Below are 23,878 nucleotides of genomic sequence, written 5' to 3' on the forward strand. Positions count from 1 at the left end.
CCCCTTAGTGAGCGGTTTCCGCGTGGCTCATGTCCATGCCTTCCATCCCTTCGTGCGCAGCGTGCTCGCCTTCAGGTTTAGACATGTTCATGCTCTCGTGAGACATGAATTTGTTAACAACGTCTTTGAACAAATCCGGTTTCACGTTAGAGAAGTATTCCACTTTGTTGTTTTCGCTAGGCACAGCCACTTTGTCGAATGCAGCCATGGAGTCCATGGAGTTCGGGGACTGTTTCGCTTTTGCTACCCACTGATCGAAGGTTGCACGATCCGGGGTGGCGATAGCCTTGAACTTCATACCAGAGAAGCCCGGGCCACTATAGCTTGCGGAGATACCGTCATAAGTGCCTGCTTCATCAGCGATGAGGTGCAGCTGAGTCTGCATCCCGGCCATCGCATAAATCTGGCTACCTAAGCGCGGAATAAAGAACGAGTTCATCACGGAGTTGGAAGTGACTTTAAAGTGCACCGGTACGTTCGCCGGGAAGGCGATTTCGTTGACGGTAGCGATACCCTGTTCCGGGTAAATAAAGAACCATTTCCAGTCCATCGATACAACTTCGATGGTGATTGCTTTCTCGTCGTGGACAAGCGGTTTGCTTGGCTCCAGAGCGTGAGTGGTTTTCCAGGTCAGAACGGCCAGGAACAAGATGATCAGAATAGGAACCGTCCAGACCACAGCTTCAACTTTGTTGGAGTGTGACCAGTTCGGGCTATACTTCGCATCTTTATTGCTCGCGCGATACTTCCAGGCAAATCCTACTGCCATTAAGACGGCGGGAATAACGACAATCATCATCAGGCCGAATGCCGTCAGAATCAAAGAGCGTTGCTCCAGTCCAATCTGTCCTTTTGGGTCAAGGAGCGCAGAATCACAACCACTGAGTAATACAGTACCTGCGATTAATGACATCCATCCCAAACTTTTATTGTATTTCCTGAGTCTCATTGAACGACCTCAATTCCACGGGATCTGGTGGCGTTTAAAGTGTATGGGCATTTTACGGTAAGGTTGCATTACTGTAAACACGATTGGATCTGTGTCAGTTCTGTGTTAGCGGGTTCTGCTTGGATTGTCACATATGTTACGGAATGTGACGTAATTGCTTGCAAAGCCTGATTTACGCTGGATCTATAACGAAAGGGATAAGAAAGGGAATGCTTATGGAGTTACGAGTATAAACATCGTAAAAATAACACAAATAATTAACAATTAATTATCAAATAAAAGACATAAAGAAAACGTTAAAATAAAGTAACGCTGCTGAATCGGTTAAATTAATTAAAGAATCGCGTAAAAATTGTCAATAATTTCCAGAAATCTAAAACGCACAAAACAACAAATCAGCTCCCTGGGAAAATAAAATCGCTAATAAGCCGTTATAATTACCTCGGGTAATTAAAACGGCTATTAACGGTTTGGCGAAAATTAAATCAGCTGCGTTTTGCGTAGCGCCATATAGTCCAGAACAGCGCCGAGCAAAATACCACCGATAGCGGTCAGTGCGGCGACTTCCAGTAGGCCTGGCAGGAAGGAGAAAGAGGTGTAATCCAGCGCGTTCATCGCCAACAGCAGCAGCCATATCGCCAGCATCAAACAACCTACCGCCAGGATAACCAGCGCCAGGGCGTAAGTCTGAGGGTATTGCGTGCGCGGCAAGAAGCTTTCCGTTCGTTGAGTATATTCCAGCGTACGCCGACACAGAAGCAGGAGCAAAATCCCCGGCACGGCGGCAACGACGGAGAAAAGATAAAACGTCGGCCAGCCGTTCGCTTCGACAAACCAGCCGGCAATCGGCCCAACGTAAACGCGACCTACCGCCGACAGCGCCGACAGCAGCGCAAACTGAGTGGCGGAAAACGACTTGTTACACAGCGTCATTAACAGGGCGACAAACGCCGCGGTGCCCATCCCGCCGCACAGGTTTTCAAAAAATACCGCCGCCGCCATCGAATAAAGGTGTTTATCGGTGACCGAGAGGATCCAGTATCCGGCGTTGGAGGCCCCCTGCAGCAGGCCAAAAATTAGCAGGGCGCGGAACAGCGTCAGGCGCTGCATCAGCACACCGCCGTAGAGGGCGCCGACAATGGTGGCGAACAGGCCCAACGTTTTATTCACCATCCCGACTTCACCGGCATCAAAACCAACGCCGCGAATCAGGAAGGTGGTGGTCAGGCTCATGGCGAAGGCATCACCAAGCTTATAAAGGACAATTAACAGCAGGATAAGCCAGGCGTTGTTGCGGCCGAAGAAGTCGCGCAGCGGCGCGGCAACGGCCTGCTCAAGAGATTTCGGTACCGGAATGACGTCGCTGGGCTCCGGCGCCAGCAGCGTGGCGATAATGCACGGAATAAGCAGCGCGGCCATTAGCCAGTACATCCCCTGCCAGCCCAGCCAACGGTCGGCCAACCAGAGCGCTAACCCTCCGGATACCAGCATCCCCAGGCGATAGCCGAGCACGCTTATCGCCGCACCGGCGCCGCGTTCTTCCGCCGGGAGGACGTCCGTTTTCCAGGCATCAAAGACGATATCCTGCGACGCGGAGCAAAAGGCGATAACTACAGCCAGCGCCGCCATCCAGCGCAACTGCGTTGAAGGTTCAAGAAAGCCCATCGCGGCGATGGCGACGAGTAGCGCAAGCTGAGTCGTCAGCAGCCAGCCGCGGCGGCGGCCTAAAAACGGCGGCGTGTAGCGGTCCATTAATGGCGACCACAAAAATTTAAACACGTAGGCCTGACCGACGAGAGAGAAGAAGCCGATAGTTTTTAAATCGATATTTTCAACGGTCATCCATGCTTGCAGCGTGCCGGAAGTCAGTGCGAGAGGTAAACCAGAAGCAAAGCCGAGGATCAGCAAAATAGCTGATTTGGGTTGCTGAAAAATACGCAAGTAGTGATTGGACATGGCATATAGAGCAGGCCCGGAGTGAACCGGGCCTGCTATTTTATTAACGAGCGTTTTGTTTGATGAAGTCGTGAATGCTGGTGTCCTGCGCCATGTCGGCGATGGTATCGGTCAGCACGCTATTAACCGCGTTAGCAATGTTCTCGTTGGAAGCCTGGAAAGCGCCCTCAACGGAGTAGCTGGCGCGGTAGTTCTTAGTCATCTTGTTGCCGTTAGCGGCGGTGGCGACGATGGCGATATCCGCTTTGGTGGCGATGTTGTAACGCACGTTGCCCTGTGAGACGTCAGCATACAGTTTGTTAACAATGATCTGCAGGTCGACGGCGCCGTTCGGGCCAATCATGTAGCCGCGCGACGTCATTTGCTTCTCAAGCACTTCCTGCAGCAGGAAGCGCAGGTCGCGAGAGGCGGTCAGGGTCACCAACTGGTTGTTGCGGGTGACTTTCGCCAGCGCCTGATCGGTACGCTGGTCCGCGCCGTTAATGCTGACGGTAACGCCCATCAGGCTCGGATCCTGCTGCGGCAGGGTGATTTTCGGTGATACTTCAATGGTCGTCGGTGGAGTGGCGCATCCTGCCAGTACAAACATCGCGACCAACGGGAATAGAATTTTCTTCAGCATGTTCAGGGTCTCAACGCACGGTGTTGTTATACCCGTCATAATTCAGGTTTCAGGCGCTACGGGGTTATCGTGGGCGCTTTTTTCTGCAACTCGAAGTAGTTAGGGTGTTTAAGGAAAATTCCCGCCATCATAACATCGCCAACGGTGAGGGGAAGTGGCTACGAGTGGAAAATCATCGTGTTGTGCGTTTTATGACCTCGTCCCATTTCCGGTGGCGATTTGGCCTGGAGATATCAGTAAACCTGATACTTTTGCGTGAAAATATCAGAGGAATGCTAATTTTTTGTTGTTTTCTGCCAATGGAAGCGGTAAAAGCGGCTAACATTTAAAGGGAAAGGCGGCATCTCAGCGTTGTCGGAGGAGAAAATTCATGATGATACGTGAGCAGATCGAAGCAAAACTTAGAGCAGCGTTCGACCCGATGTATCTGGAAGTCGTGGATGAAAGCTATCGGCACAACGTCCCTGCGGGCTCTGAAAGTCATTTTAAAGTGGTGTTGGTGAGCGACCGCTTCACCGGCGAACGTTTCCTTAATCGTCATCGTATGATTTACGGTACGTTGACCGAGGAGCTGTCAAGCACCGTGCACGCGCTGGCGCTGCATACCTATACGATTAAAGAGTGGGAAGGGCTACAGGATACCGTCTTTGCCTCTCCGCCCTGCCGCGGAGCGGGGAGCATCGCGTAAAAATCACATTTGCAACCGCTGGCGCTTTTCCAGTATGTTGCGTGAAGATTTAGCAAAAACGGCCTGCGGGCCGTTTTCTTTTGCCTGGAAAATGCGCAAAGTTCGCGCTTTTGCAGACAAATTTGAGCGGGAAATGTGAAAAACCCCGCAGCAGTGGGTGACAACCGTTCTCGACTCACAAAAGTGATGCCGCTATAATGCCGCGTCTTATATATGAATGTCTTCGGGATGATTCTGACGACAGGGAATGTGTTTCTGATTTGAAGAGGGCATCCCGGTTCTGCGAAGCCACCTACACGCGCTTCCAGAGTTGACCGAGCACTGTGATTTTTTTGAGGTAACAAGATGCAAGTTTCAGTTGAAACCACTCAGGGCCTTGGGCGCCGTGTAACGATTACTATCGCCGCTGACAGCATCGAGAATGCTGTCAAAAGCGAGCTGGTCAACGTAGCGAAAAAAGTTCGCATTGACGGCTTCCGTAAAGGCAAAGTGCCGATGAATGTTGTTGCTCAGCGTTATGGCGCTTCCGTTCGCCAGGACGTGCTGGGCGACCTGATGAGCCGTCATTTCGTTGACGCGATCATCAAAGAGAAAATTAATCCGGCCGGCGCGCCGAACTACGTTCCGGGCGAATACAAGCTGGGCGAAGACTTCACCTACGCGGTAGAGTTCGAAGTGTATCCGGAAGTTGAACTGAAAGGTCTGGACGCAATCGAAGTTGAAAAACCGGTTGTTGAAGTCACCGACGCTGACGTTGACGGCATGCTGGACACCCTGCGCAAGCAGCAGGCGAACTGGAAAGAAAAAGAAGGCGCCGTTGACGCTGAAGATCGCGTTACCATCGACTTCACCGGTTCCGTAGACGGCGAAGAGTTCGAAGGCGGTAAAGCGTCTGACTTCGTACTGGCGATGGGCCAGGGTCGTATGATCCCGGGCTTCGAAGACGGTATCAAAGGCCACAAAGCTGGCGAAGAGTTCACCATCGACGTGACCTTCCCGGAAGAGTACCACGCTGAAAACCTGAAAGGTAAAGCCGCTAAGTTCGTTATCAACCTGAAAAAAGTTGAAGAACGCGAGCTGCCGGAACTGACTGCTGAATTCATCAAACGTTTCGGCGTTGAAGATGGTTCCGTAGAAGGTCTGCGCGCTGAAGTGCGTAAAAACATGGAACGCGAGCTGAAAGGCGCCGTGCGTAACCGCGTTAAATCTCAGGCTATCGAAGGCCTGGTGAAAGCGAACGACATCGACGTTCCGGCTGCTCTGATCGACAGCGAAATCGACGTACTGCGTCGTCAGGCTGCTCAGCGTTTCGGCGGTAACGAGAAACAGGCTCTGGAACTGCCTCGCGAACTGTTCGAAGAGCAGGCTAAACGTCGCGTAGTTGTTGGCCTGCTGCTGGGCGAAGTGATTCGCACCAACGAGCTGAAAGCTGACGAAGAGCGCGTGAAAGGCCTGATCGAAGAGATGGCTTCCGCGTACGAAGATCCGTCAGAAGTGGTTGAGTTCTACAGCAAAAACAAAGAGCTGATGGACAACATGCGCAACGTGGCGCTGGAAGAGCAGGCTGTTGAAGCCGTGCTGGCGAAAGCTAAAGTGTCTGAAAAAGCCACTTCCTTCAACGAACTGATGAACCAGCAGGCGTAATTTCGCCCGGCTGTTTAAAGTTCGCGCAAAAACCCGTTGCCGAAAGGCTGCGGGTTTTTTTATTGCAATGATAGGCTTAGGATGAGTGCTAAAACACATTTTCAGTGATAGCGTTACTCCAAAAGGTTGTTATGCTTGAATTATGGCTGCGCCATCCCCATAACCGGGGGACGTATCTGCATCCGCAGCGTCAGAAATAATGACCAGCTCAACGTATCAGTGCCCTGCGGATAGAAACTCTGGCTGATAATCCGTCCATAAGGTTACAATCAGTGCAGCAGGTTTTTTCAAAATTAATCCAGGAGACGGAAATGTCATACAGTGGCGAACGAGATAACTTTGCACCCCATATGGCCCTGGTGCCGATGGTCATTGAACAGACCTCACGCGGTGAACGTTCTTTTGATATCTATTCCCGTCTGCTCAAGGAACGCGTTATTTTCCTGACCGGCCAGGTGGAAGACCACATGGCTAATCTGATCGTGGCGCAGATGCTGTTTCTGGAAGCGGAAAATCCAGAAAAAGATATTTACCTGTACATTAACTCTCCGGGCGGCGTGATCACCGCCGGGATGTCAATTTACGACACCATGCAGTTCATCAAGCCGGATGTCAGCACTATCTGTATGGGGCAGGCGGCTTCAATGGGCGCCTTCCTGCTGACCGCCGGGGCGAAAGGTAAGCGTTTCTGCCTGCCGAACTCCCGCGTGATGATTCACCAGCCGCTGGGCGGCTATCAGGGCCAGGCGACGGATATCGAAATCCACGCCCGTGAAATTCTGAAAGTGAAAGGGCGCATGAATGAACTGATGGCGCATCATACGGGTCAATCCCTTGAGCAGATCGAGCGCGATACCGAGCGTGACCGCTTCCTGTCGGCGTCGGAAGCGGTGGAATACGGCCTGGTCGATTCCATCTTGACCCATCGTAATTGATGCCCGTGGCGTAAGGGTGCCGCTATACTTGTTTTAACTACTGGGCGGCACAACGCGTGATCGCGACTTGCGCCTGAGAATGGCATTTGCGTCGTCATCTGCGGCACAAAGAACTTAAGAAGAGGTTTGGACTCATGACAGATAAACGCAAAGATGGTTCGGGCAAACTGTTGTACTGCTCTTTTTGCGGCAAAAGCCAGCATGAAGTGCGTAAGCTGATCGCCGGGCCATCCGTGTATATCTGCGACGAATGCGTTGACTTATGTAACGACATCATTCGCGAAGAGATTAAAGAAGTCGCTCCGCACCGCGAGCGCAGCGCGCTGCCGACGCCGCACGAAATTCGCCACCATCTGGACGATTATGTTATCGGCCAGGAACAGGCGAAAAAAGTGCTGGCCGTGGCGGTATACAACCACTACAAACGTCTGCGCAACGGCGACACCAGCAATGGCGTAGAACTGGGTAAAAGCAACATTCTGCTGATCGGGCCGACCGGCTCCGGTAAAACGCTGTTGGCTGAAACGCTGGCGCGTCTGTTGGATGTTCCGTTTACTATGGCCGATGCCACCACGCTGACCGAAGCGGGTTACGTGGGTGAAGACGTGGAAAACATCATTCAGAAGCTGCTGCAGAAATGCGATTACGATGTGCAGAAAGCGCAGCGCGGCATCGTGTACATCGATGAAATCGACAAAATTTCCCGTAAATCGGATAACCCGTCGATTACCCGCGACGTGTCCGGCGAGGGCGTTCAGCAGGCGCTGCTGAAGCTAATCGAAGGCACCGTAGCCGCTGTTCCGCCACAGGGCGGGCGTAAACATCCGCAGCAGGAGTTCTTGCAGGTCGATACCTCCAAGATTCTGTTTATCTGCGGCGGCGCGTTCGCAGGCCTGGACAAAGTGATTTCCCATCGTGTAGAAACCGGCTCCGGCATTGGTTTTGGCGCGACGGTTAAAGCGAAATCTGACAAAGCCAGCGAAGGCGAGCTGCTGGCGCAGGTCGAGCCGGAAGATCTGATCAAGTTTGGTCTGATCCCGGAATTTATCGGCCGTCTGCCGGTTGTCGCGACGCTGAATGAACTGAGTGAAGAAGCGCTGATTCAGATCCTGAAAGAGCCGAAAAACGCCCTGACTAAGCAGTATCAGGCGCTGTTTGGCCTCGAAGGCGCTGAGCTGGAATTCCGTGATGAAGCGCTGGATGCGATAGCCAAGAAAGCGATGGCGCGTAAAACCGGCGCCCGTGGTCTGCGTTCAATCGTTGAAGCCGCCCTGCTCGACACCATGTACGATCTGCCGTCCATGGAAGATGTCGAAAAAGTGGTGATTGACGAGTCGGTGATCGAAGGTCAGAGCAAGCCGCTGCTGATCTACGGCAAGCCGGAAGCGCAGCAGGCATCTGGCGAATAATTCGCCAACCGACACAAGCAGTTAAGCAAAAAGGGGGGATTTTATCCCCCCTTTTATTTTTCCTGTGTTCCCGCCGTTGAATGTATGGAATACATCCCCATATACTGGATTACATATTAACGGCGACGCGTTAATGAAGGTGTCGTCGGCTACCTGGCGGACTTTAAACTAAGAGAGAGCTCTATGAATCCTGAGCGTTCTGAACGCATTGAAATCCCCGTATTGCCGTTGCGCGATGTGGTGGTTTATCCGCACATGGTCATACCCCTGTTTGTAGGGCGGGAAAAATCTATCCGTTGTCTGGAAGCGGCCATGGACCATGATAAAAAAATCATGCTGGTCGCGCAGAAAGAAGCGTCGACGGATGAGCCGGGTGTAAACGATCTTTTCACCGTCGGGACCGTGGCGTCAATTTTGCAAATGCTGAAGCTGCCGGACGGCACTGTGAAAGTGCTGGTGGAAGGCTTGCAGCGTGCGCGTATTACTGCGCTGTCTGATAACGGAGAGCACTTCTCCGCCAAAGCAGAGTACCTTGCTTCTCCGGTCATTGAAGAGCGTGAGCAGGAAGTGCTGGTGCGTACGGCTATCAGCCAGTTTGAAGGCTACATCAAGCTGAACAAAAAAATCCCACCGGAAGTGTTGACGTCGCTCAATAGCATCGACGATCCCGCGCGTCTGGCGGATACCATCGCTGCGCATATGCCGCTTAAGCTGGCGGACAAACAGTCCGTGCTGGAGATGTCCGACGTGAATGAACGTCTGGAATATCTGATGGCGATGATGGAATCTGAAATCGATCTGCTGCAGGTTGAGAAACGCATTCGCAACCGCGTGAAAAAGCAGATGGAAAAATCTCAGCGTGAGTACTATCTGAATGAGCAAATGAAAGCCATCCAGAAAGAGCTCGGCGAGATGGATGACGCCCCGGACGAAAACGAAGCGCTGAAGCGTAAGATCGACGCGGCGAAAATGCCGAAAGAGGCGAAAGAAAAAACTGAAGCGGAACTGCAAAAGCTGAAGATGATGTCCCCGATGTCGGCGGAAGCTACCGTCGTGCGCGGCTACATCGACTGGATGGTGCAGGTGCCGTGGAATGCCCGTAGCAAGGTCAAAAAAGATCTGCGTCAGGCGCAAGAGATCCTCGATACCGACCACTATGGTCTGGAGCGAGTCAAGGACCGCATCCTTGAGTACCTTGCGGTGCAGAGCCGCGTTAACAAGCTGAAAGGGCCGATCCTGTGCCTGGTTGGGCCGCCGGGGGTGGGTAAAACCTCGCTGGGTCAATCGATTGCCAAAGCCACCGGGCGTAAATACGTACGCATGGCGCTGGGCGGCGTGCGTGATGAAGCGGAAATCCGCGGTCATCGCCGTACCTACATTGGCTCAATGCCGGGTAAACTGATCCAGAAAATGGCGAAAGTGGGGGTGAAAAACCCACTGTTCCTGCTGGATGAGATCGACAAAATGTCCTCCGACATGCGCGGTGACCCGGCTTCAGCACTGCTGGAGGTACTGGATCCGGAACAGAACGTGGCCTTTAACGACCACTATCTGGAAGTGGACTACGATCTCAGCGACGTGATGTTCGTGGCGACCTCCAACTCCATGAATATCCCTGCGCCGCTGCTGGACCGTATGGAAGTGATTCGTCTCTCCGGTTATACCGAAGATGAAAAACTGAACATTGCTAAGCGTCACCTGCTGCCGAAGCAGATCGAACGCAATGCGCTGAAAAAGGGCGAGCTGACGGTCGACGATAGCGCCATTATCGGCATTATTCGTTACTACACTCGTGAAGCGGGCGTTCGTAGCCTGGAGCGTGAAATCTCCAAGCTGTGCCGTAAAGCCGTTAAGCAGTTGTTGCTTGATAAATCGCTGAAACATATCGAGATTAACGGTGAAAACCTGCACGATTATCTCGGCGTACAGCGCTTTGACTACGGCCGTGCGGATAGCGAAAACCGCGTAGGTCAGGTCACCGGTCTGGCGTGGACGGAAGTGGGCGGCGATTTGCTGACCATCGAAACCGCCTGCGTTCCGGGTAAAGGCAAGTTGACCTATACCGGTTCACTGGGCGAAGTCATGCAGGAGTCGATTCAGGCTGCGCTGACCGTGGTTCGCGCGCGTGCTGAGAAGCTCGGTATTAACCCGGACTTCTACGAAAAACGCGATATTCACGTGCACGTACCGGAAGGGGCTACGCCGAAAGATGGCCCGAGCGCCGGTACGGCGATGTGCACCGCGTTGGTTTCTTGCCTGACCGGTAACCCGGTACGCGCCGATGTGGCGATGACAGGGGAAATCACCCTGCGCGGTCAGGTGCTGCCAATCGGCGGCCTGAAGGAAAAACTGCTGGCTGCGCATCGTGGAGGCATTAAGACTGTTCTGATTCCTTACGAAAACAAGCGTGACCTTGAAGAAATTCCGGAAAACGTTATCGCCGATTTGGATATCCACCCGGTACAGCGAATCGAGGAAGTTCTGACACTTGCTCTGCAAAATGAACCGTTTGGCATGCAGGTCGTAAGCGCAAAATAGTGATATCGCGCAAATAGCGTTAAGAAAAGTGGGGCTGGTGAGTAAATTCGTACTTGCCAGCCTTTTTTTGTGTAGCTAACTTAGATCGCTGGCAGGGGTCATCGACAACTCTGTTGTAAGGGCATGACAGTCCTGATATAACTGCTGCGCGGTCGCGCCATGAAGGATTCTGGTGCGATATAAATTATAAAGAGAGGAAGAGAACAGTGAATAAATCTCAACTGATTGACAAAATTGCTGCGGGTGCGGACATTTCTAAAGCTGCAGCTGGACGTGCGTTAGATGCTTTGATCGCTTCTGTTACTGAATCTCTGCAAGCTGGGGATGATGTTGCGCTGGTAGGGTTCGGTACTTTTGCTGTTAAAGAGCGTGCTGCCCGTACTGGTCGCAACCCGCAAACAGGTAAAGAAATTACCATTGCTGCCGCTAAAGTACCGGGCTTCCGTGCAGGTAAAGCGCTGAAAGACGCGGTAAACTAATCGGCACTCCCGTCAGGGAATGTGACGAAGTACAAGGGCGCATCGCGAGATGTGCCTTTTTTATTTGTCCAGAACGCGACTTTATGTGTGTTTATGCGCACTTGTGGGCTGACAATTGCCCCGTTTTCTTGTCAAAATACGTCCTCACGCGCGGCAGGCATCACGTGCTATGCTGCGCGAGCTAAAGTCATCTACAGCGGAGCGTTGTTACACCATGATGGACAACCTACGCACGGCCGCCAACAGCGTCGTGCTCAAGATTATTTTCGGTATCATTATTGTCTCGTTCATTTTGACCGGGGTGAGTGGTTACCTGATTGGCGGCGGCAACAACTATGCCGCAAAAGTGAATGGTCAGGAGATTGGCCGGGCGCAGTTTGAAAATGCCGTTGCCAGCGAGCGTAACCGCATGCAGCAGCAGTTAGGCGATCAGTTCTCTGAGCTGGCGGCCAACGAAAACTACATGAAGACCATGCGTCAGCAGGTGCTGAACCGCCTGATCGATGAATCGCTGCTGGACCAGTATGCTCGTGAGCTGGGCCTGAGCATCAGCGACGACCAGGTGAAACAGGCCATCTTCCAGACCCAGGCCTTCCAGTCGAACGGCAAGTTTGATAACGAACGCTTCAGCGGCATCGTGAATCAAATGGGTATGACCACCGATCAATACGCGCAAGCGCTGCGTAACCAGTTGACGACGCAACAGCTGATCAATGCGGTAGCCGGTACCGATTTCATGCTGCCGGGCGAGTCCGACCAACTGGCGGCGCTGGTCTCCCAGCAGCGTGTGGTGCGTGAAGCGACTATCGACGTTAACGCGCTGGCGGCGAAACAGACCGTTAGTGATGAAGAGATTAACGCTTTCTGGCAGCAGAACCAGGCCCGTTTTATGGCGCCGGAGCAGTTCCGCGTGAGCTACATCAAGATGGATGCCGCCAGCATGCAGGAAAACGCCTCTGACGAAGAAATCCAGTCATGGTACGACCAGCATAAAGATCAGTTCACTCAGCCGCAGCGTAATCGCTACAGCGTGATTCAGACTAAAACTGAAGCTGATGCGAAAGCGGTACTGGCCGAACTGCAAAAAGGCGCCGATTTCGCCACGCTGGCAAAAGAGAAATCCACCGACATCATCTCTGCGCGTAACGGCGGTGATATGGGCTGGATGGAAGAAGCTTCCACCGTACCTGAGCTCAAAGATGCCGGCCTGAAAGACAAAGGTCAGCTTTCCGGGGTGATCAAATCTTCCGTAGGCTTCCTGGTGGCGCGTCTTGACGATGTTCAGCCGGCACAGGTAAAACCGCTGGCCGACGTGCGTAACGACATCGCGGCAAAAGTGAAACAGGAAAAAGCGCTGGATGCATACTACGCGCTACAGCAGAAGGTCAGCGACGCGGCCAGCAATGATAACGAATCCCTGGCGGGGGCGGCGCAGGTCGCCGGCCTGAAAGTGGTTGAGACCGGCTGGTTTGGTCGTGACAGCCTGCCGGAAGAGCTGAACTTCAAGCCGGTTGCCGATGCTATCTTTAATGGTGGTCTGGTGGGTGAAAACGGCGCGCCGGGCAATAACTCCGACATCATTACCGTTGACGGCGATCGGGCTTTCGTTCTGCGTATCAGCGAGCACAAAGCGGAAAGCGTTAAGCCGCTGGCGGAAGTGAAAGCGCAGGTGACCGATATCGTTAAGCGCAATAAAGCGGAACAGCAGGCGAAACTGGATGCCGATAAGCTGTTGGCCGACCTGAAAGCGGGCAAGGGCGATGACGCGATGAAAGCCGCAGGGCTGAGCTTCGGCGCCGCGCAGACCCTGTCCCGTACCGGCCAGGATCCGCTGAGCCAGGCGGCCTTCTCTCTGCCGCTGCCGCAGAAAGATAAAGCGAGCTACGGCGTGGGCAGCGATGCCAAAGGCAACGTAGTATTGCTGGCGCTGGATGAAGTGAAAGCGGGTTCTATGCCAGAAGAGCAGAAGAAAGCGATGGTGCAGGGTATTACCCAGAATAATGCGCAAATCGCATTCGAAGCGCTGATGAGCAATCTGCGTAAAGAAGCCAAAATCAAGCTCGGCGACCTCGTCGACCAGCAGCAATAATTTCGCGCTGCCTCGCAAAACGAGGTAACGTGATGCAACACTCAAAGGCCGCTTTCGCGGCCTTTTCCATTTCCGCAATCTGCCTTTTGTACTCCTTTTTCGCAGCCGCTATCGTGACCTTGCTGTCAACAAACAAGGAGATAACAGCATGAACAGAGGAATGAAAATGGTTATTGTCGCCGTATTGCTGGCTTGTACGGCGGGTTTTCAGGGGGCGCTGGCGGCACCGGCGAGCGGTAAGGCGGTATCGGCAAAAGAGACTATTCAGACTCCGCAAACGAAAATGCCGGCGGAAGCGAAAACGACGGATAACGTCGGCGCGCGGGCCAGCATTAATACAGCCAGCGCGGAGGAGCTAGCACAGGCCATGAATGGCGTTGGGCTCAAGAAAGCGCAGGCAATCGTCAGCTACCGCGAAGAGTACGGACCGTTTAAGACTCTCGACGATCTTAAACAGGTTCCGGGGATGGGGAGTTCACTGGTAGAGAGAAATCTGTCACATCTGACGCTCTAATTTCACCCGCTGCTTTGCACAGTGGCAAATCTTTGCCATGCTAAAGAGGTTACATCATCTGGTGTGACCTCTTACCTGATTAACAACAATAATAGTAAGGCATGTGCGCTATGCAGACTCAAATTAAAGTTCGCGGTTATCACCTGGATGTTTACCAGCACGTTAACAATGCTCGTTATCTGGAGTTTCTTGAAGAGGCGCGCTGGGATGGGCTGGAGAGTAGTCCGGCGTTTCACTGGATGACCAGCCATAACATCGCTTTTGTGGTGGTCAACATCAATATCAATTATCGTCGCCCGGCGGTACTCGGGGATGTGCTTACCGTCACCAGTAAACTTGAGCAGTTGAACGGTAAAAGCGGCACCCTAAGTCAGGTGGTGACCCTTAATCCTAACGGTGAAGTGGTGGCCGATGCGTTGATTACCTTTGTCTGCATTGATCTGAAAACGCAGAAGGCGCAGCCGCTGGAAGGGGAGTTGCGCGAAAAGCTCGACCAGATGAATTTACGCTAACAACAGTCGGACCGAGGAGAGCTGTGAACCCGTCGGGGAGGTTGAGCTCAGGCTTCGTGCCAATTGTTTCCCGGAGGCGGCGCCTGACGGGCCTTTTCCGGGCTACCGGCTGGTGGGATGCTGTGAACCCGTAGCCCCGGTAAGCGAAGCGCCACCGGGGACGTTGAACTGAAGCTTCGTGCTAATCGATTCCCGGAGGCGGCGCCTGACGGGCCTTTTCCGGGCTACCGGCTGGTGGGATGCGGTGCATCCGTAGCCCCGGTAAGCGAAGCGCCACCGGGGAGGTTGAACTTAAGCTTCGTGCCCTTGGCCCAGGCCGGTTTTTTGCTTCATGACCGCCATCACGCCGGCCTTATCGCCCAGATACTGATTCAGGCCGTTGGCGCGTAGGTTGCAGGCCGCACACTGGCCACAGCCGTCGCCCTTGATGCCGTTATAGCAGGTGAGTGTTTCGCGGCGAACCAGATCCAACTGGCCCCAATAATCGGCCAGCGCCCAGGTCTCAGCTTTGTTGAGCCACATCAGCGGCGTTTCAAAGCGAATGTCTTTCGCCATGCCAAGGCTAACCGCATGGTGCAGCGCTTTAACAAATTCGTCGCGGCAGTCCGGGTAACCAGAGAAGTCGGTCTCGCAAACGCCGGTAATAATTGCTTCGGCCTTAACCTGATAGGCGTAGATCGCCGTCAGGGTTAAAAACAGAATATTGCGACCTGGAACGAAGGTATTCGGAATACCATCGGCATCCGGCTCGTAATCCGGTACCGGGATGCTATCGCGCGTCAGGCTGCTCACCGCCAGTTCGTTAAGCAGGGTAACGTCCAGCACTTTATGCGCCACCGCGCCCAGTTTTAGCGCCAGCTCGCGAGCCACGTCAATCTCGGCGCGGTGGCGTTGGCCATAATCAAAAGTGACGCAATGCACTTCATCATACTGTTCCAGTGCCTGCACCAGGCAGGTTGTTGAGTCTTGTCCTCCGCTGAAGACAACTACGGCGCGTTTCATGGCAATTCCTGACTAAATAAGTGAGAACCATATGGTACCGTCAGACGCTCGCGGCGACCAGCTCTCTCACGCCGATGATGCCGGTAGCCAGGCGCTGGTAAAGTCGAACCAACCTCTGGCATTAAGGCGTAGGCCGTTAACCCCCGGCGGCGCGCTGATGCGGTAATTGTATTTGAATAACGGCGTCATGATGGCGTCATCCATCAGCGTATTGAAGACGTTGCGCAGGGCATCGTTGCGGCTACGCGCTTCGGACTGCGCCTGCACGGCATCTAACGTAGCCTGCAGGTGCGCATATTGCGCCCCGCTCAGCAAATGGGGCCACAGCGTGTCGCAGCGCAGCCACTGTTCAAGGGTATATTCCGGCGCTTCGCCAATCAGCCGGTCGCCCATCATCATATCGGCCTGCGCCAGATATCGGCAGCCGTCCCAATTTTTGGCGTCATGAAAAATGAGCGTCAGTTCGCAGCCGAGAGTGGCGAGGCGTAGTTTCAGTTGCTCAGCCATCGTGTGTAATTCGACCGGCAAATGATAGAGCAGGGTGAGTTGGGGCGGCAACGGCACCTCATGGTTTTCCGGGCCCTGGGGAATGGACCAGCCCGGTAGCACTTCATGGCTCGGCGTAATCAGATCTTCATCCAGCGGTAGCGTTTCCAGCAACGACGAGCGGTGGATAATCGAAATTATCCGCTGGGCCTGCGCTTTACTGAGACGTGGACTCTGACGCAGGGTCAAATAGCAGAAGCCGAGGCTGATGCTGTTGCTCACCTGGCGCAAATTATTGAGCTCTTCGGGATCGCCGATGGTGATCTGTACTGGATGGCGACAGCTGGTGCCGAGATCGCTTTCGAATAGCTGCGGCGTGATCCAATATTCTACCGCCTGGATCAGCGGATGCTGTAAATGGTAGCGGGGATGGTTCTCCAGCCGAACCAGATCCGGGCCAAAAAGCTTTATTCGGAACGGACCGCTACCGAGCGCCGGATCGTCAGGATGCGCCAGCACGCTGCAGTAGCTGGCTAAACGGAACGGTAGCCAGTAGTCCGGGCGATGCAGCGTAATCGTCAAACATTGGGCGTGGGTGACATCGATGCGGCTAATGCTGGCAAAAAGGGTGCGGAGAGCCGGCAGTTCCAGTAGCAACAGTAGTCTTTGCCGCAGCTGTGAGGTTTCCACGGTATCGCCGTTATGCCAGCACAGGGTAGAGCGGATATAAAAGTGCCAGCGCAGTCCATCGGGTGATACCTGCCAGTGGTGCGCCAGATCGCCCACCGGCGTACTGTCGCTATCGTCAAAACGCGTCAGGCCGGAATAGATCTGCCCGGCCAAATGTTGTTCCGCACGCCCGGGGAGAAAACCGGGGCGCAGCGGTTCCAGTGGACGATAGTAGGGAATACGCAGCGTCGGGGTATTGTTTTGCCACTGTCCGCCGAGGAAGGGGTGCAACAACGCTTTCAGCTCAACCGGCGCCAGCTGCGCCAGCTCCAGCGCGTTTTGCTGCTGACCCTTATTCAGCGCCTGTTCCATCATTTCGTTACGCAGGCTTTCCGGGGTCTTGTGGAAACTGAGTTGCCCGCGCTTACCGCGCCCGGAGCTGGCCTGCCAGCTTAACCAACCGGCCTCCTGAGCCTGACGCAGCAGCGTACGGATATGACGCTCGCTGCAAAAGCAGCGTTCAGCCAACTCGCCCACGGTCACCTGCTGCGGTGCGCCGGACGACGGCAGCCATAGCCGCTGGTATTGATTTAATCGGTTTAATAATCTCATTTGCCGAAAACCCGGAACAATAAAAAATATCTATTCACTATTACTTCCGTATATCTCAGGCGATACTGCAACACAAGCGAAACCCATCACACATCGGGGAAAATACCATGGCAAAATTAGCGGCATTTGATATGGACGGCACCCTGCTGATGCCGGACCATCGTCTCGGAGAACAGACTCTGACGGCGCTGAGACGGCTGCGTGAACGCGATATCGCCCTGACCTTTGCCACCGGTCGCCATGCTCTGGAAATGCACCATGTGATCGGCGAGTTTTCCCTTGATGCTTTTCTGATTACCGGTAACGGCACGCGCATCCATTCACTGGAAGGTGAAGAGCTGTATCGCCAGGATCTAAATCCGGAAGTGGCGGAAGAGGTGCTGCACAGCGTGTGGGATACTCAGGCGAGTATGCACGTTTTCAATGATGGCGGCTGGTTTACCGGCCAGGCAAGGCCGGAACTGCTCCGAGCTCACGCCTTCAGCGGCTTTCATTATCAACTGCGCGATCCGAAACGGATGCCGGCGCATCACGTCACCAAGATCTGTTTCTGCGGCGATCATGACGATCTGCGCCGTCTGCGGATCCAGCTAAATGAAGCGCTAGGCGATCGCGCGTTTCTTTGTTTCTCGGCGATGGATTGTCTGGAGGTGCTGCCGGTCGGCTGTAATAAAGGGGCCGCGCTGGCGGTGCTGAGCCAGCACTTAGGTTTTACGTTGCAGGATTGCATGGCATTTGGTGATGCAATGAACGATCGCGAGATGCTCGGTAGCGTAGGGCGAGGGTTCATTATGGGCAACGCGATGCCGCAGCTCAAAGCTGAACTGCCGCATCTACCGATCATCGGAGACTGCCGTCATCAGGCTGTTTCCCATTTTTTAACACATTGGCTGGATAATCCTGATCTTCCTTATTCCCCCGAATAGAGAGACCCTACCAGCAAGCCGGATAGCGTTCTATCCGGCTTTTTTTATTGTGCGCCGCTCAGTTGCATAATCTGCGTCTGCCACGGGGTAATATCGCCGATATTCGCCGCGACCCACTGCGGGTTGTAATAGCTTTCGAGATAACGTTCGCCGCTGTCGCACAACAGGGTGACGATGGAACCCTGGCGTCCTTCATCGCGCATGCGCGTGGCCAGTTGCAGCACGCCCCACATATTGGTACCGGTGGAGGCGCCGACTTTTCTTCCAAGCTGCTTTTCTAGCCACAGGGCGGTAGCGACGCTGGCGGCATCCGGAACGCGCAGCATCTCATCGACGACGTCGGGAATAAACGATGGCTCGACGCGCGGACGGCCAATCCCTTCGATCTTGCTGCCGACCGGGCTGCGCAGGCTGGCGTCGCGGCTTTGCCAGTAATCAAGGAATACCGAATTCTGCGGGTCGACGACCATCAGTTGCGTCTCGTAACCCTGGCAGCGAATATAGCGGCCGATGGTTGCAGAAGTACCGCCGGTACCGGCGCTCATGACGATCCACGACGGCTGCGGATACGGCTCATGGGTCATCTGGCGGAAAATGCTGTCGGCGATATTGTTATTGCCGCGCCAGTCGGTGGCGCGCTCGGCGAAGGTGAACTGATCCATATAGTGGCCATTCAACTCGCGCGCCAGCATTTCAGAAGCGGCGTAGATTTCGCAGGCGTTGTCGACGAAATGACAGCGTCCGCCATAAAATTCAATCTGTTCGATTTTACGCTTCGCCGTGCAGGAAGGCATCACGGCGATAAACGGCAGGCCCAGCAGGCGAGCAAAATAGGCTTCTGAGACCGCCGTCGAACCCGAAGACGATTCGATAATCGTGGTGCCTTCTTTGATCCATCCGTTGCACAGGCCATAGAGAAACAGCGAGCGCGCCAGACGGTGCTTAAGGCTACCGGTTGGATGCGTACTTTCATCCTTCAGATAAATAGGGATCCCCGGAAAACCAGGCAGCGCCAGGCGGATCAGGTGTGTATCGGCGGAACGCTGATAGTCGGCGTTAATTTCACTAATGGCATGTTTTACCCAGGCGCTGTTCATCTCGGATTCCTGTTTGTCATTTTGTGCCCAGCTTAGCGGATTGTGCGGGAAAAATTGTTGCTATTTGGCCTTTCAATTACAATTACGGGAGTAAATTATTCTCTCTGGTGGCCTTATGCTAGATAAAATTGACCGTAAGCTGCTCTCATTGCTGCAAACTGACTGCACCCTCTCTTTGCAGGCGCTGGCGGATGCCGTTAATCTGACCACCACGCCCTGCTGGAAACGGCTCAAGCGTCTTGAGGACGAAGGCATCCTGCGCGAGCGCGTGGCCATCCTGGATGCGGAAAAGCTGGGGCTCGGGTTAACCGCCTTTGTGTTGATAAAAACCCAGCACCACAGCAGTGACTGGTACTGCCGTTTTGTCAGCGAAGTGTCGCAAATGGCGGAAGTGCTGGGTTTATGGCGTATGGCTGGAGAGTACGACTACCTGCTAAGGGTGCAGGTCGCGGATATGAAGCGCTATGACGACTTTTATAAACGTCTGGTGAACAGCGTGCCGGGGCTGTCGGATGTCACTTCGAGTTTTGCCATGGAACAGATAAAATACACCACGGCCTTGCCTATTGATTAACGGCTTTTTGCCGCCACGAATTATACATTCAGGATTTTACCGTTTGCGATTATTTGCTCAACTTAGCTGGTACTTTCGCCGGGAGTGGCGCCGCTATCTCGGCGCCGTCGCTCTGCTTGCCGTTATTGCCGTACTCCAGCTAATCCCGCCGAAAGTGGTGGGGATTGTGGTCGATGGCGTGACTAAAGAACATTACACCGCAGAGCAGGTGTGGATGTGGATCGGCGCGCTGGTGGTTATCGCGGTGATGATTTATCTACTGCGCTATGTCTGGCGCGTGCTGCTCTTCGGCGCCTCTTATCAATTGGCCGTTGAACTGCGTGAAGACTTCTACCGCCAGCTCAGCCGCCAACATCCGGCCTTTTATCTGCGTCACCGTACCGGCGATCTCATTGCCCGCGCGACTAACGATGTTGACCGCGTCGTCTTCGCCGCCGGCGAGGGCGTCCTGACGCTTGTGGATTCACTGGTGATGGGCTGTGCGGTACTGATTGTGATGTCGACGCAAATCAGCTGGCAGTTAACGCTGCTGGCGCTGGTGCCGATGCCGTTTATGGCGCTGGCGATCAAACGCAATGGCGATGCCCTGCATGAGCGTTTCCGCGTGGCGCAGGCGGCTTTTTCCAGCCTCAACGATCGCACGCAGGAAAGCCTGACCAGCATACGGATGATTAAAGCGTTCGGCCTTGAGGACCGCCAGTCGGCGCAGTTTGCCGCCGATGCGGCGGATACCGGAGCGAAGAACATGCGGGTCGCGCGTATTGATGCCCGTTTCGACCCGACAATCTATATTGCCATTGGCGCGGCCAACCTGCTGGCAATCGGCGGCGGCAGCTGGCTGGTGTTGCAGGGCGAGCTGACCCTTGGTCAGTTAACCAGTTTTGTCATGTATCTTGGCCTGATGATTTGGCCAATGCTGGCGCTGGCGTGGATGTTTAACATCGTTGAGCGCGGTAGCGCCGCCTATGGACGTATTCGTTCGATGCTGGAAGAAGCGCCGGTGGTCAACGATGGCACCGAAACGGTGCCGGAGGGGCGCGGTTCGCTTAACGTGGCGGTGCGTGAATTTATCTATCCGCAGGCGACGAAAGCGTCGCTGGAGAAGGTTAACTTCACCCTGCAGCCGGGGCAAATGCTCGGTATCTGCGGCCCGACGGGAGCCGGGAAAAGTACCATTCTATCCCTTATTCAGCGCCATTTTGATGTTACCGAGGGTGAGATCCGTTTCCATGATATTCCGCTGTCTCGCCTGCAGCTTGATAGCTGGCGCGGGCGGCTGGCGGTGGTCAATCAAACCCCATTCCTGTTCTCCGATACCGTGGCCAATAACATTGCCTTGGGTAAACCGGACGCGACGCGGGAACAAATCGAGCACGTCGCGCGGCTGGCCAGCGTTCATGATGATATTCTGCGCCTGCCGCAGGGCTATGAAACGGAAGTCGGCGAGCGCGGCGTCATGCTATCTGGCGGTCAGAAACAACGTATTTCTATTGCCCGAGCGCTGCTGCTGGAGGCGGAAATCCTGATCCTTGATGACGCGCTGTCGGCGGTTGATGGGCGGACGGAGCATGATATTTTGCATAACCTGCGGCAGTGGGGGGAAGGGCGGACGGTGATTATCAGCGCCCACCGCCTTTCAGCATTAACCGAAGCCAGTGAAATTTTGGTTCTGCAACACGGCCATATTGCCCAGCGCGGACGCCATGAGCAGCTTGCCGCCCAGTCGGGATGGTATCGCGACATGTACCGCTATCAGCAACTGGAAGCGGCGCTCGACGATGCGCCGCAGGATGAGGAGGCGACAGATGCGTAATTTCGCCGATCTCTGGCCGACCCTGAAACGTCTGCTGGCCTACGGTTCGCCGTGGCGTAAGCCGCTTATCATTGCGGTTATCATGATGTGGATAGCGGCGGCGGCGGAAGTCAGCGGCCCGCTGCTGATAAGCTATTTCATTGATAACATGGTGGCGAAACAGTCGCTACCGGTGAAGCTGGTCAGCGGCCTGGCGGCGGCCTATATCTGTCTGCAGATCCTTGCCGCTACGCTGCACTATAACCAGGCGCTGCTGTTTAACCGGGCGGCGGTCGGCGTGGTGCAGCAGTTGCGCAGCGATGTGATGGATGCCGCGCTGCGTCAGCCGTTAAGCGAGTTTGATACGCAACCCGTCGGCCAGTTGATATCACGCGTTACCAACGATACCGAAGTGATCCGCGACCTGTACGTGACGGTCGTGGCGACGGTGCTGCGTAGCGCGGCGCTGATTGGCGCGATGCTGGTGGCGATGTTTAGTCTCGACTGGCGAATGGCGCTGGTGGCGGTGGCTATCTTCCCGGCGGTGCTGATCGTGATGGCTATCTATCAGCGTTACAGCACGCCGATCGTGCGTCGCATGCGCGCCTGGCTTGCCGATATCAATGATGGCTTCAACGAAGTGATCAACGGTATGGGCGTTATTCAGCAATTCCGCCAGCAGGCGCGATTCGGCGAGCGAATGCGTGAAGCCAGTTACGGCCACTATCTGGCGCGCATGCAAACGCTGCGTCTGGATGGTTTCCTGCTGCGCCCGCTGTTAAGTCTGTTTTCATCGCTGATCCTCTGCGGCCTGCTGATGCTGTTTGGTTTTAGCGCTTCCGGAAGTATCGAAGTCGGCGTGTTATATGCCTTTATTAGCTACCTCGGGCGGCTTAACGAACCGCTGATCGAACTCACCACCCAGCAGTCGATGCTGCAGCAAGCGGTGGTGGCGGGCGAACGCGTGTTTGAGCTGATGGACCGTCCACGCCAGAGCTGGGGTAACGATAGCGCGCCGTTACGCAGCGGCGCGGTGGCGATTGATAACGTCTCTTTTGCCTATCGCGACGATCGGCTGGTGCTGCAGGATATCAATCTGGATATTCCTTCGCGCGGTTTTGTGGCGCTGGTTGGCCATACCGGTAGCGGCAAGAGCACGCTGGCCAGCCTGATGATGGGGTACTACCCGTTGACTAAAGGCGAAATTCGCCTCGATGGTCGCCCGCTATCGTCGTTAAGCCACAGCGCTTTACGTCGGGGCGTCGCGATGGTGCAACAGGATCCGGTGGTATTAGCCGATACCTTCTATGCCAACGTGACGCTGGGCCGCGATATCAGCGAGCAGCAGGTCTGGGAAGCGCTGGAAGCGGTGCAGCTCGCTGACCTTGCCCGTGAAATGAGCGACGGGATTTATACCCAACTGGGCGAGCAGGGCAATAACCTATCGGTGGGACAGAAACAGCTGTTGGCGCTGGCCCGTGTGCTGGTCGAGACGCCGCAGGTGCTGATCCTCGATGAAGCGACAGCGAACATCGACTCCGGTACCGAGCAGGCTATCCAGCAGGCGCTGGCGAAAGTGCGCGAGCACACCACGCTGGTGGTCATCGCCCACCGTCTGTCGACTATCGTCGAGGCTGATACAATCCTGGTGTTGCATCGTGGCCAGGCCGTCGAACGCGGGAACCATCAGCAATTGCTGGCGGCGAAGGGCCGCTACTGGCAGATGTACCAGCTACAGCTGGCTGGCGAAGAGCTAGCCGCCAGCGTTGAGGAGGAGTCACTGAGCGCCTGATGCACCATCAGCAGGCATGGGGGCAGGGGTGACGTGAAGTGGTGCAACTTGCTCACTGAGTGTGCACCGTATTGGTGCATTTTTGCGCATTAGCGGCCATTTGCCGTCTTGCCAGTAACATCCTCGCGTTTTTTTCTCCATAAACGGGCCGATTCACGGCCCGTTTTCATTTTTGGCATATCCCTTGCTTAATCTCCTGTGTTAGCTGCGGCCACTATCAAATACTGACTGGAGGGGATTTATGAAGCTGGTTACCGTGGTAATCAAACCATTCAAACTGGAAGACGTTCGCGAAGCGTTGTCCTCCATCGGCATTCAGGGCCTGACGGTCACGGAAGTGAAAGGCTTCGGCCGCCAGAAAGGCCACGCCGAGCTCTATCGCGGCGCCGAATACAGCGTCAATTTCCTGCCAAAAGTAAAAATTGATATTGCGATTGCCGACGATCAGCTGGATGAGGTTGTCGAGGTGATAGGCAAGGCCGCCTGGACCGGAAAAATTGGCGACGGCAAAATTTTTGTCGCCGAACTGCAGCGCGTGATTCGTATTCGTACCGGCGAATCCGACGAAGCGGCACTGTAATTGCCTGACCACA

At 54.6% G+C, this 23,878-nt stretch carries 20 protein-coding genes; 14 read left to right on the forward strand and 6 right to left on the reverse strand.

The window, feature by feature from the left end; genetic code table 11:
• Window positions 1-4: 4 nt before the first annotated feature.
• From cyoA to ACSEMK_RS00685, 3 genes are all read right to left on the reverse strand, one after another.
• Window positions 5-949 (reverse strand): cytochrome o ubiquinol oxidase subunit II, encoded by a 945-nt coding sequence (gene cyoA / locus ACSEMK_RS00675; protein WP_015704588.1) that lies wholly within the window; start codon window positions 947-949, stop codon window positions 5-7.
• 480 nt (window positions 950-1,429) lie between these two features.
• Window positions 1,430-2,905, reverse strand: a complete 1,476-nt coding sequence (ampG, locus tag ACSEMK_RS00680) for a muropeptide MFS transporter AmpG (protein ID WP_087860377.1) — start codon at window positions 2,903-2,905, stop codon at window positions 1,430-1,432.
• Between the two features lie 43 nt (window positions 2,906-2,948).
• Complete coding sequence (locus ACSEMK_RS00685; RefSeq protein WP_032705501.1) at window positions 2,949-3,527, reverse strand: lipoprotein; 579 nt, start codon at window positions 3,525-3,527, stop codon at window positions 2,949-2,951.
• 370 nt (window positions 3,528-3,897) lie between these two features.
• Here ACSEMK_RS00685 and bolA point away from each other — a divergent pair, with 370 nt between their 5' ends.
• The 9 genes from bolA (at window position 3,898) to ACSEMK_RS00730 (ending at window position 14,335) form a co-directional block, all read left to right on the forward strand.
• Window positions 3,898-4,215 carry a transcriptional regulator BolA gene (gene bolA, locus ACSEMK_RS00690; protein ID WP_015367954.1) on the forward strand — a complete coding sequence of 106 codons (318 nt, stop codon included), beginning with the start codon at window positions 3,898-3,900 and terminating at the stop codon, window positions 4,213-4,215.
• Window positions 4,216-4,560: 345 nt separating this feature from the next.
• The gene (gene tig, locus ACSEMK_RS00695) at window positions 4,561-5,859 is read left to right on the forward strand and encodes a trigger factor (protein WP_015367952.1); all 1,299 of its coding nucleotides are present in this window, start codon (window positions 4,561-4,563) and stop codon (window positions 5,857-5,859) included.
• A 311-nt stretch (window positions 5,860-6,170) separates the two neighbouring features.
• Window positions 6,171-6,794 carry an ATP-dependent Clp endopeptidase proteolytic subunit ClpP gene (gene clpP, locus ACSEMK_RS00700; RefSeq protein WP_003021624.1) on the forward strand — a complete coding sequence of 208 codons (624 nt, stop codon included), beginning with the start codon at window positions 6,171-6,173 and terminating at the stop codon, window positions 6,792-6,794.
• Window positions 6,795-6,928: 134 nt separating this feature from the next.
• Complete coding sequence (gene clpX, locus ACSEMK_RS00705) at window positions 6,929-8,203, forward strand: ATP-dependent protease ATP-binding subunit ClpX (protein ID WP_015704591.1); 1,275 nt, start codon at window positions 6,929-6,931, stop codon at window positions 8,201-8,203.
• A gap of 183 nt (window positions 8,204-8,386) precedes the next feature.
• Window positions 8,387-10,741: an endopeptidase La gene (lon, locus tag ACSEMK_RS00710; protein WP_015367948.1), complete on the forward strand. Its 2,355-nt coding sequence runs from the start codon at window positions 8,387-8,389 to the stop codon at window positions 10,739-10,741.
• A gap of 206 nt (window positions 10,742-10,947) precedes the next feature.
• Window positions 10,948-11,220 (forward strand): nucleoid-associated protein HU-beta, encoded by a 273-nt coding sequence (hupB, locus tag ACSEMK_RS00715; protein ID WP_002444653.1) that lies wholly within the window; start codon window positions 10,948-10,950, stop codon window positions 11,218-11,220.
• A 214-nt stretch (window positions 11,221-11,434) separates the two neighbouring features.
• The gene (gene ppiD / locus ACSEMK_RS00720) at window positions 11,435-13,309 is read left to right on the forward strand and encodes a peptidylprolyl isomerase (RefSeq protein ID WP_087860375.1); all 1,875 of its coding nucleotides are present in this window, start codon (window positions 11,435-11,437) and stop codon (window positions 13,307-13,309) included.
• Window positions 13,310-13,457: 148 nt separating this feature from the next.
• Complete coding sequence (locus ACSEMK_RS00725; RefSeq protein WP_162750174.1) at window positions 13,458-13,823, forward strand: helix-hairpin-helix domain-containing protein; 366 nt, start codon at window positions 13,458-13,460, stop codon at window positions 13,821-13,823.
• A gap of 110 nt (window positions 13,824-13,933) precedes the next feature.
• Window positions 13,934-14,335, forward strand: coding sequence for a YbgC/FadM family acyl-CoA thioesterase (locus ACSEMK_RS00730; protein WP_020079469.1), 402 nt, complete (start codon window positions 13,934-13,936; stop codon window positions 14,333-14,335).
• 291 nt (window positions 14,336-14,626) lie between these two features.
• On the opposite strand, the gene queC is transcribed toward ACSEMK_RS00730, so the two are convergent.
• Both queC and ACSEMK_RS00740 read right to left on the reverse strand, forming a co-directional pair.
• Window positions 14,627-15,337, reverse strand: coding sequence for a 7-cyano-7-deazaguanine synthase QueC (gene queC, locus ACSEMK_RS00735; protein WP_020079468.1), 711 nt, complete (start codon window positions 15,335-15,337; stop codon window positions 14,627-14,629).
• Window positions 15,338-15,403: 66 nt separating this feature from the next.
• A complete protein-coding gene (locus ACSEMK_RS00740; protein WP_435336272.1) occupies window positions 15,404-17,104 on the reverse strand; it encodes an SgrR family transcriptional regulator in 1,701 nt (566 codons plus the stop codon).
• A gap of 107 nt (window positions 17,105-17,211) precedes the next feature.
• Here ACSEMK_RS00740 and cof point away from each other — a divergent pair, with 107 nt between their 5' ends.
• On the forward strand, window positions 17,212-18,030 hold the full coding sequence (cof, locus tag ACSEMK_RS00745; protein ID WP_213317109.1) for an HMP-PP phosphatase: 819 nt from the start codon (window positions 17,212-17,214) through the stop codon (window positions 18,028-18,030).
• Window positions 18,031-18,074: 44 nt separating this feature from the next.
• Here cof and ACSEMK_RS00750 read toward each other — a convergent pair whose 3' ends face one another.
• Entirely contained in the window at window positions 18,075-19,127 is a 1,053-nt protein-coding gene (locus ACSEMK_RS00750) for a PLP-dependent cysteine synthase family protein (RefSeq protein WP_032713993.1), read from the reverse strand.
• A 115-nt stretch (window positions 19,128-19,242) separates the two neighbouring features.
• On the opposite strand from ACSEMK_RS00750, the gene ACSEMK_RS00755 reads away from it, so the two are divergent.
• The 4 genes from ACSEMK_RS00755 to glnK all read left to right on the forward strand — a co-directional run bounded on the left by ACSEMK_RS00755 (window position 19,243) and on the right by glnK (window position 23,865).
• Complete coding sequence (locus ACSEMK_RS00755; RefSeq protein WP_139396577.1) at window positions 19,243-19,701, forward strand: Lrp/AsnC family transcriptional regulator; 459 nt, start codon at window positions 19,243-19,245, stop codon at window positions 19,699-19,701.
• Window positions 19,702-19,744: 43 nt separating this feature from the next.
• Window positions 19,745-21,514 carry a SmdA family multidrug ABC transporter permease/ATP-binding protein gene (locus ACSEMK_RS00760; protein ID WP_430914436.1) on the forward strand — a complete coding sequence of 590 codons (1,770 nt, stop codon included), beginning with the start codon at window positions 19,745-19,747 and terminating at the stop codon, window positions 21,512-21,514.
• Window positions 21,507-23,285: a SmdB family multidrug efflux ABC transporter permease/ATP-binding protein gene (locus ACSEMK_RS00765; RefSeq protein ID WP_047076842.1), complete on the forward strand. Its 1,779-nt coding sequence runs from the start codon at window positions 21,507-21,509 to the stop codon at window positions 23,283-23,285. Before ACSEMK_RS00760 ends, ACSEMK_RS00765 begins: the two co-directional genes overlap by 8 nt.
• Window positions 23,286-23,526: 241 nt before the next feature.
• Window positions 23,527-23,865 (forward strand): P-II family nitrogen regulator, encoded by a 339-nt coding sequence (gene glnK / locus ACSEMK_RS00770; protein WP_015367937.1) that lies wholly within the window; start codon window positions 23,527-23,529, stop codon window positions 23,863-23,865.
• The last annotated feature ends 13 nt before the right edge of the window (window positions 23,866-23,878 follow it).

This window comes from Klebsiella sp. K-3, assembly GCF_051207495.1.
GTDB classification, from domain to species: Bacteria; Pseudomonadota; Gammaproteobacteria; order Enterobacterales; family Enterobacteriaceae; genus Klebsiella; species Klebsiella aerogenes.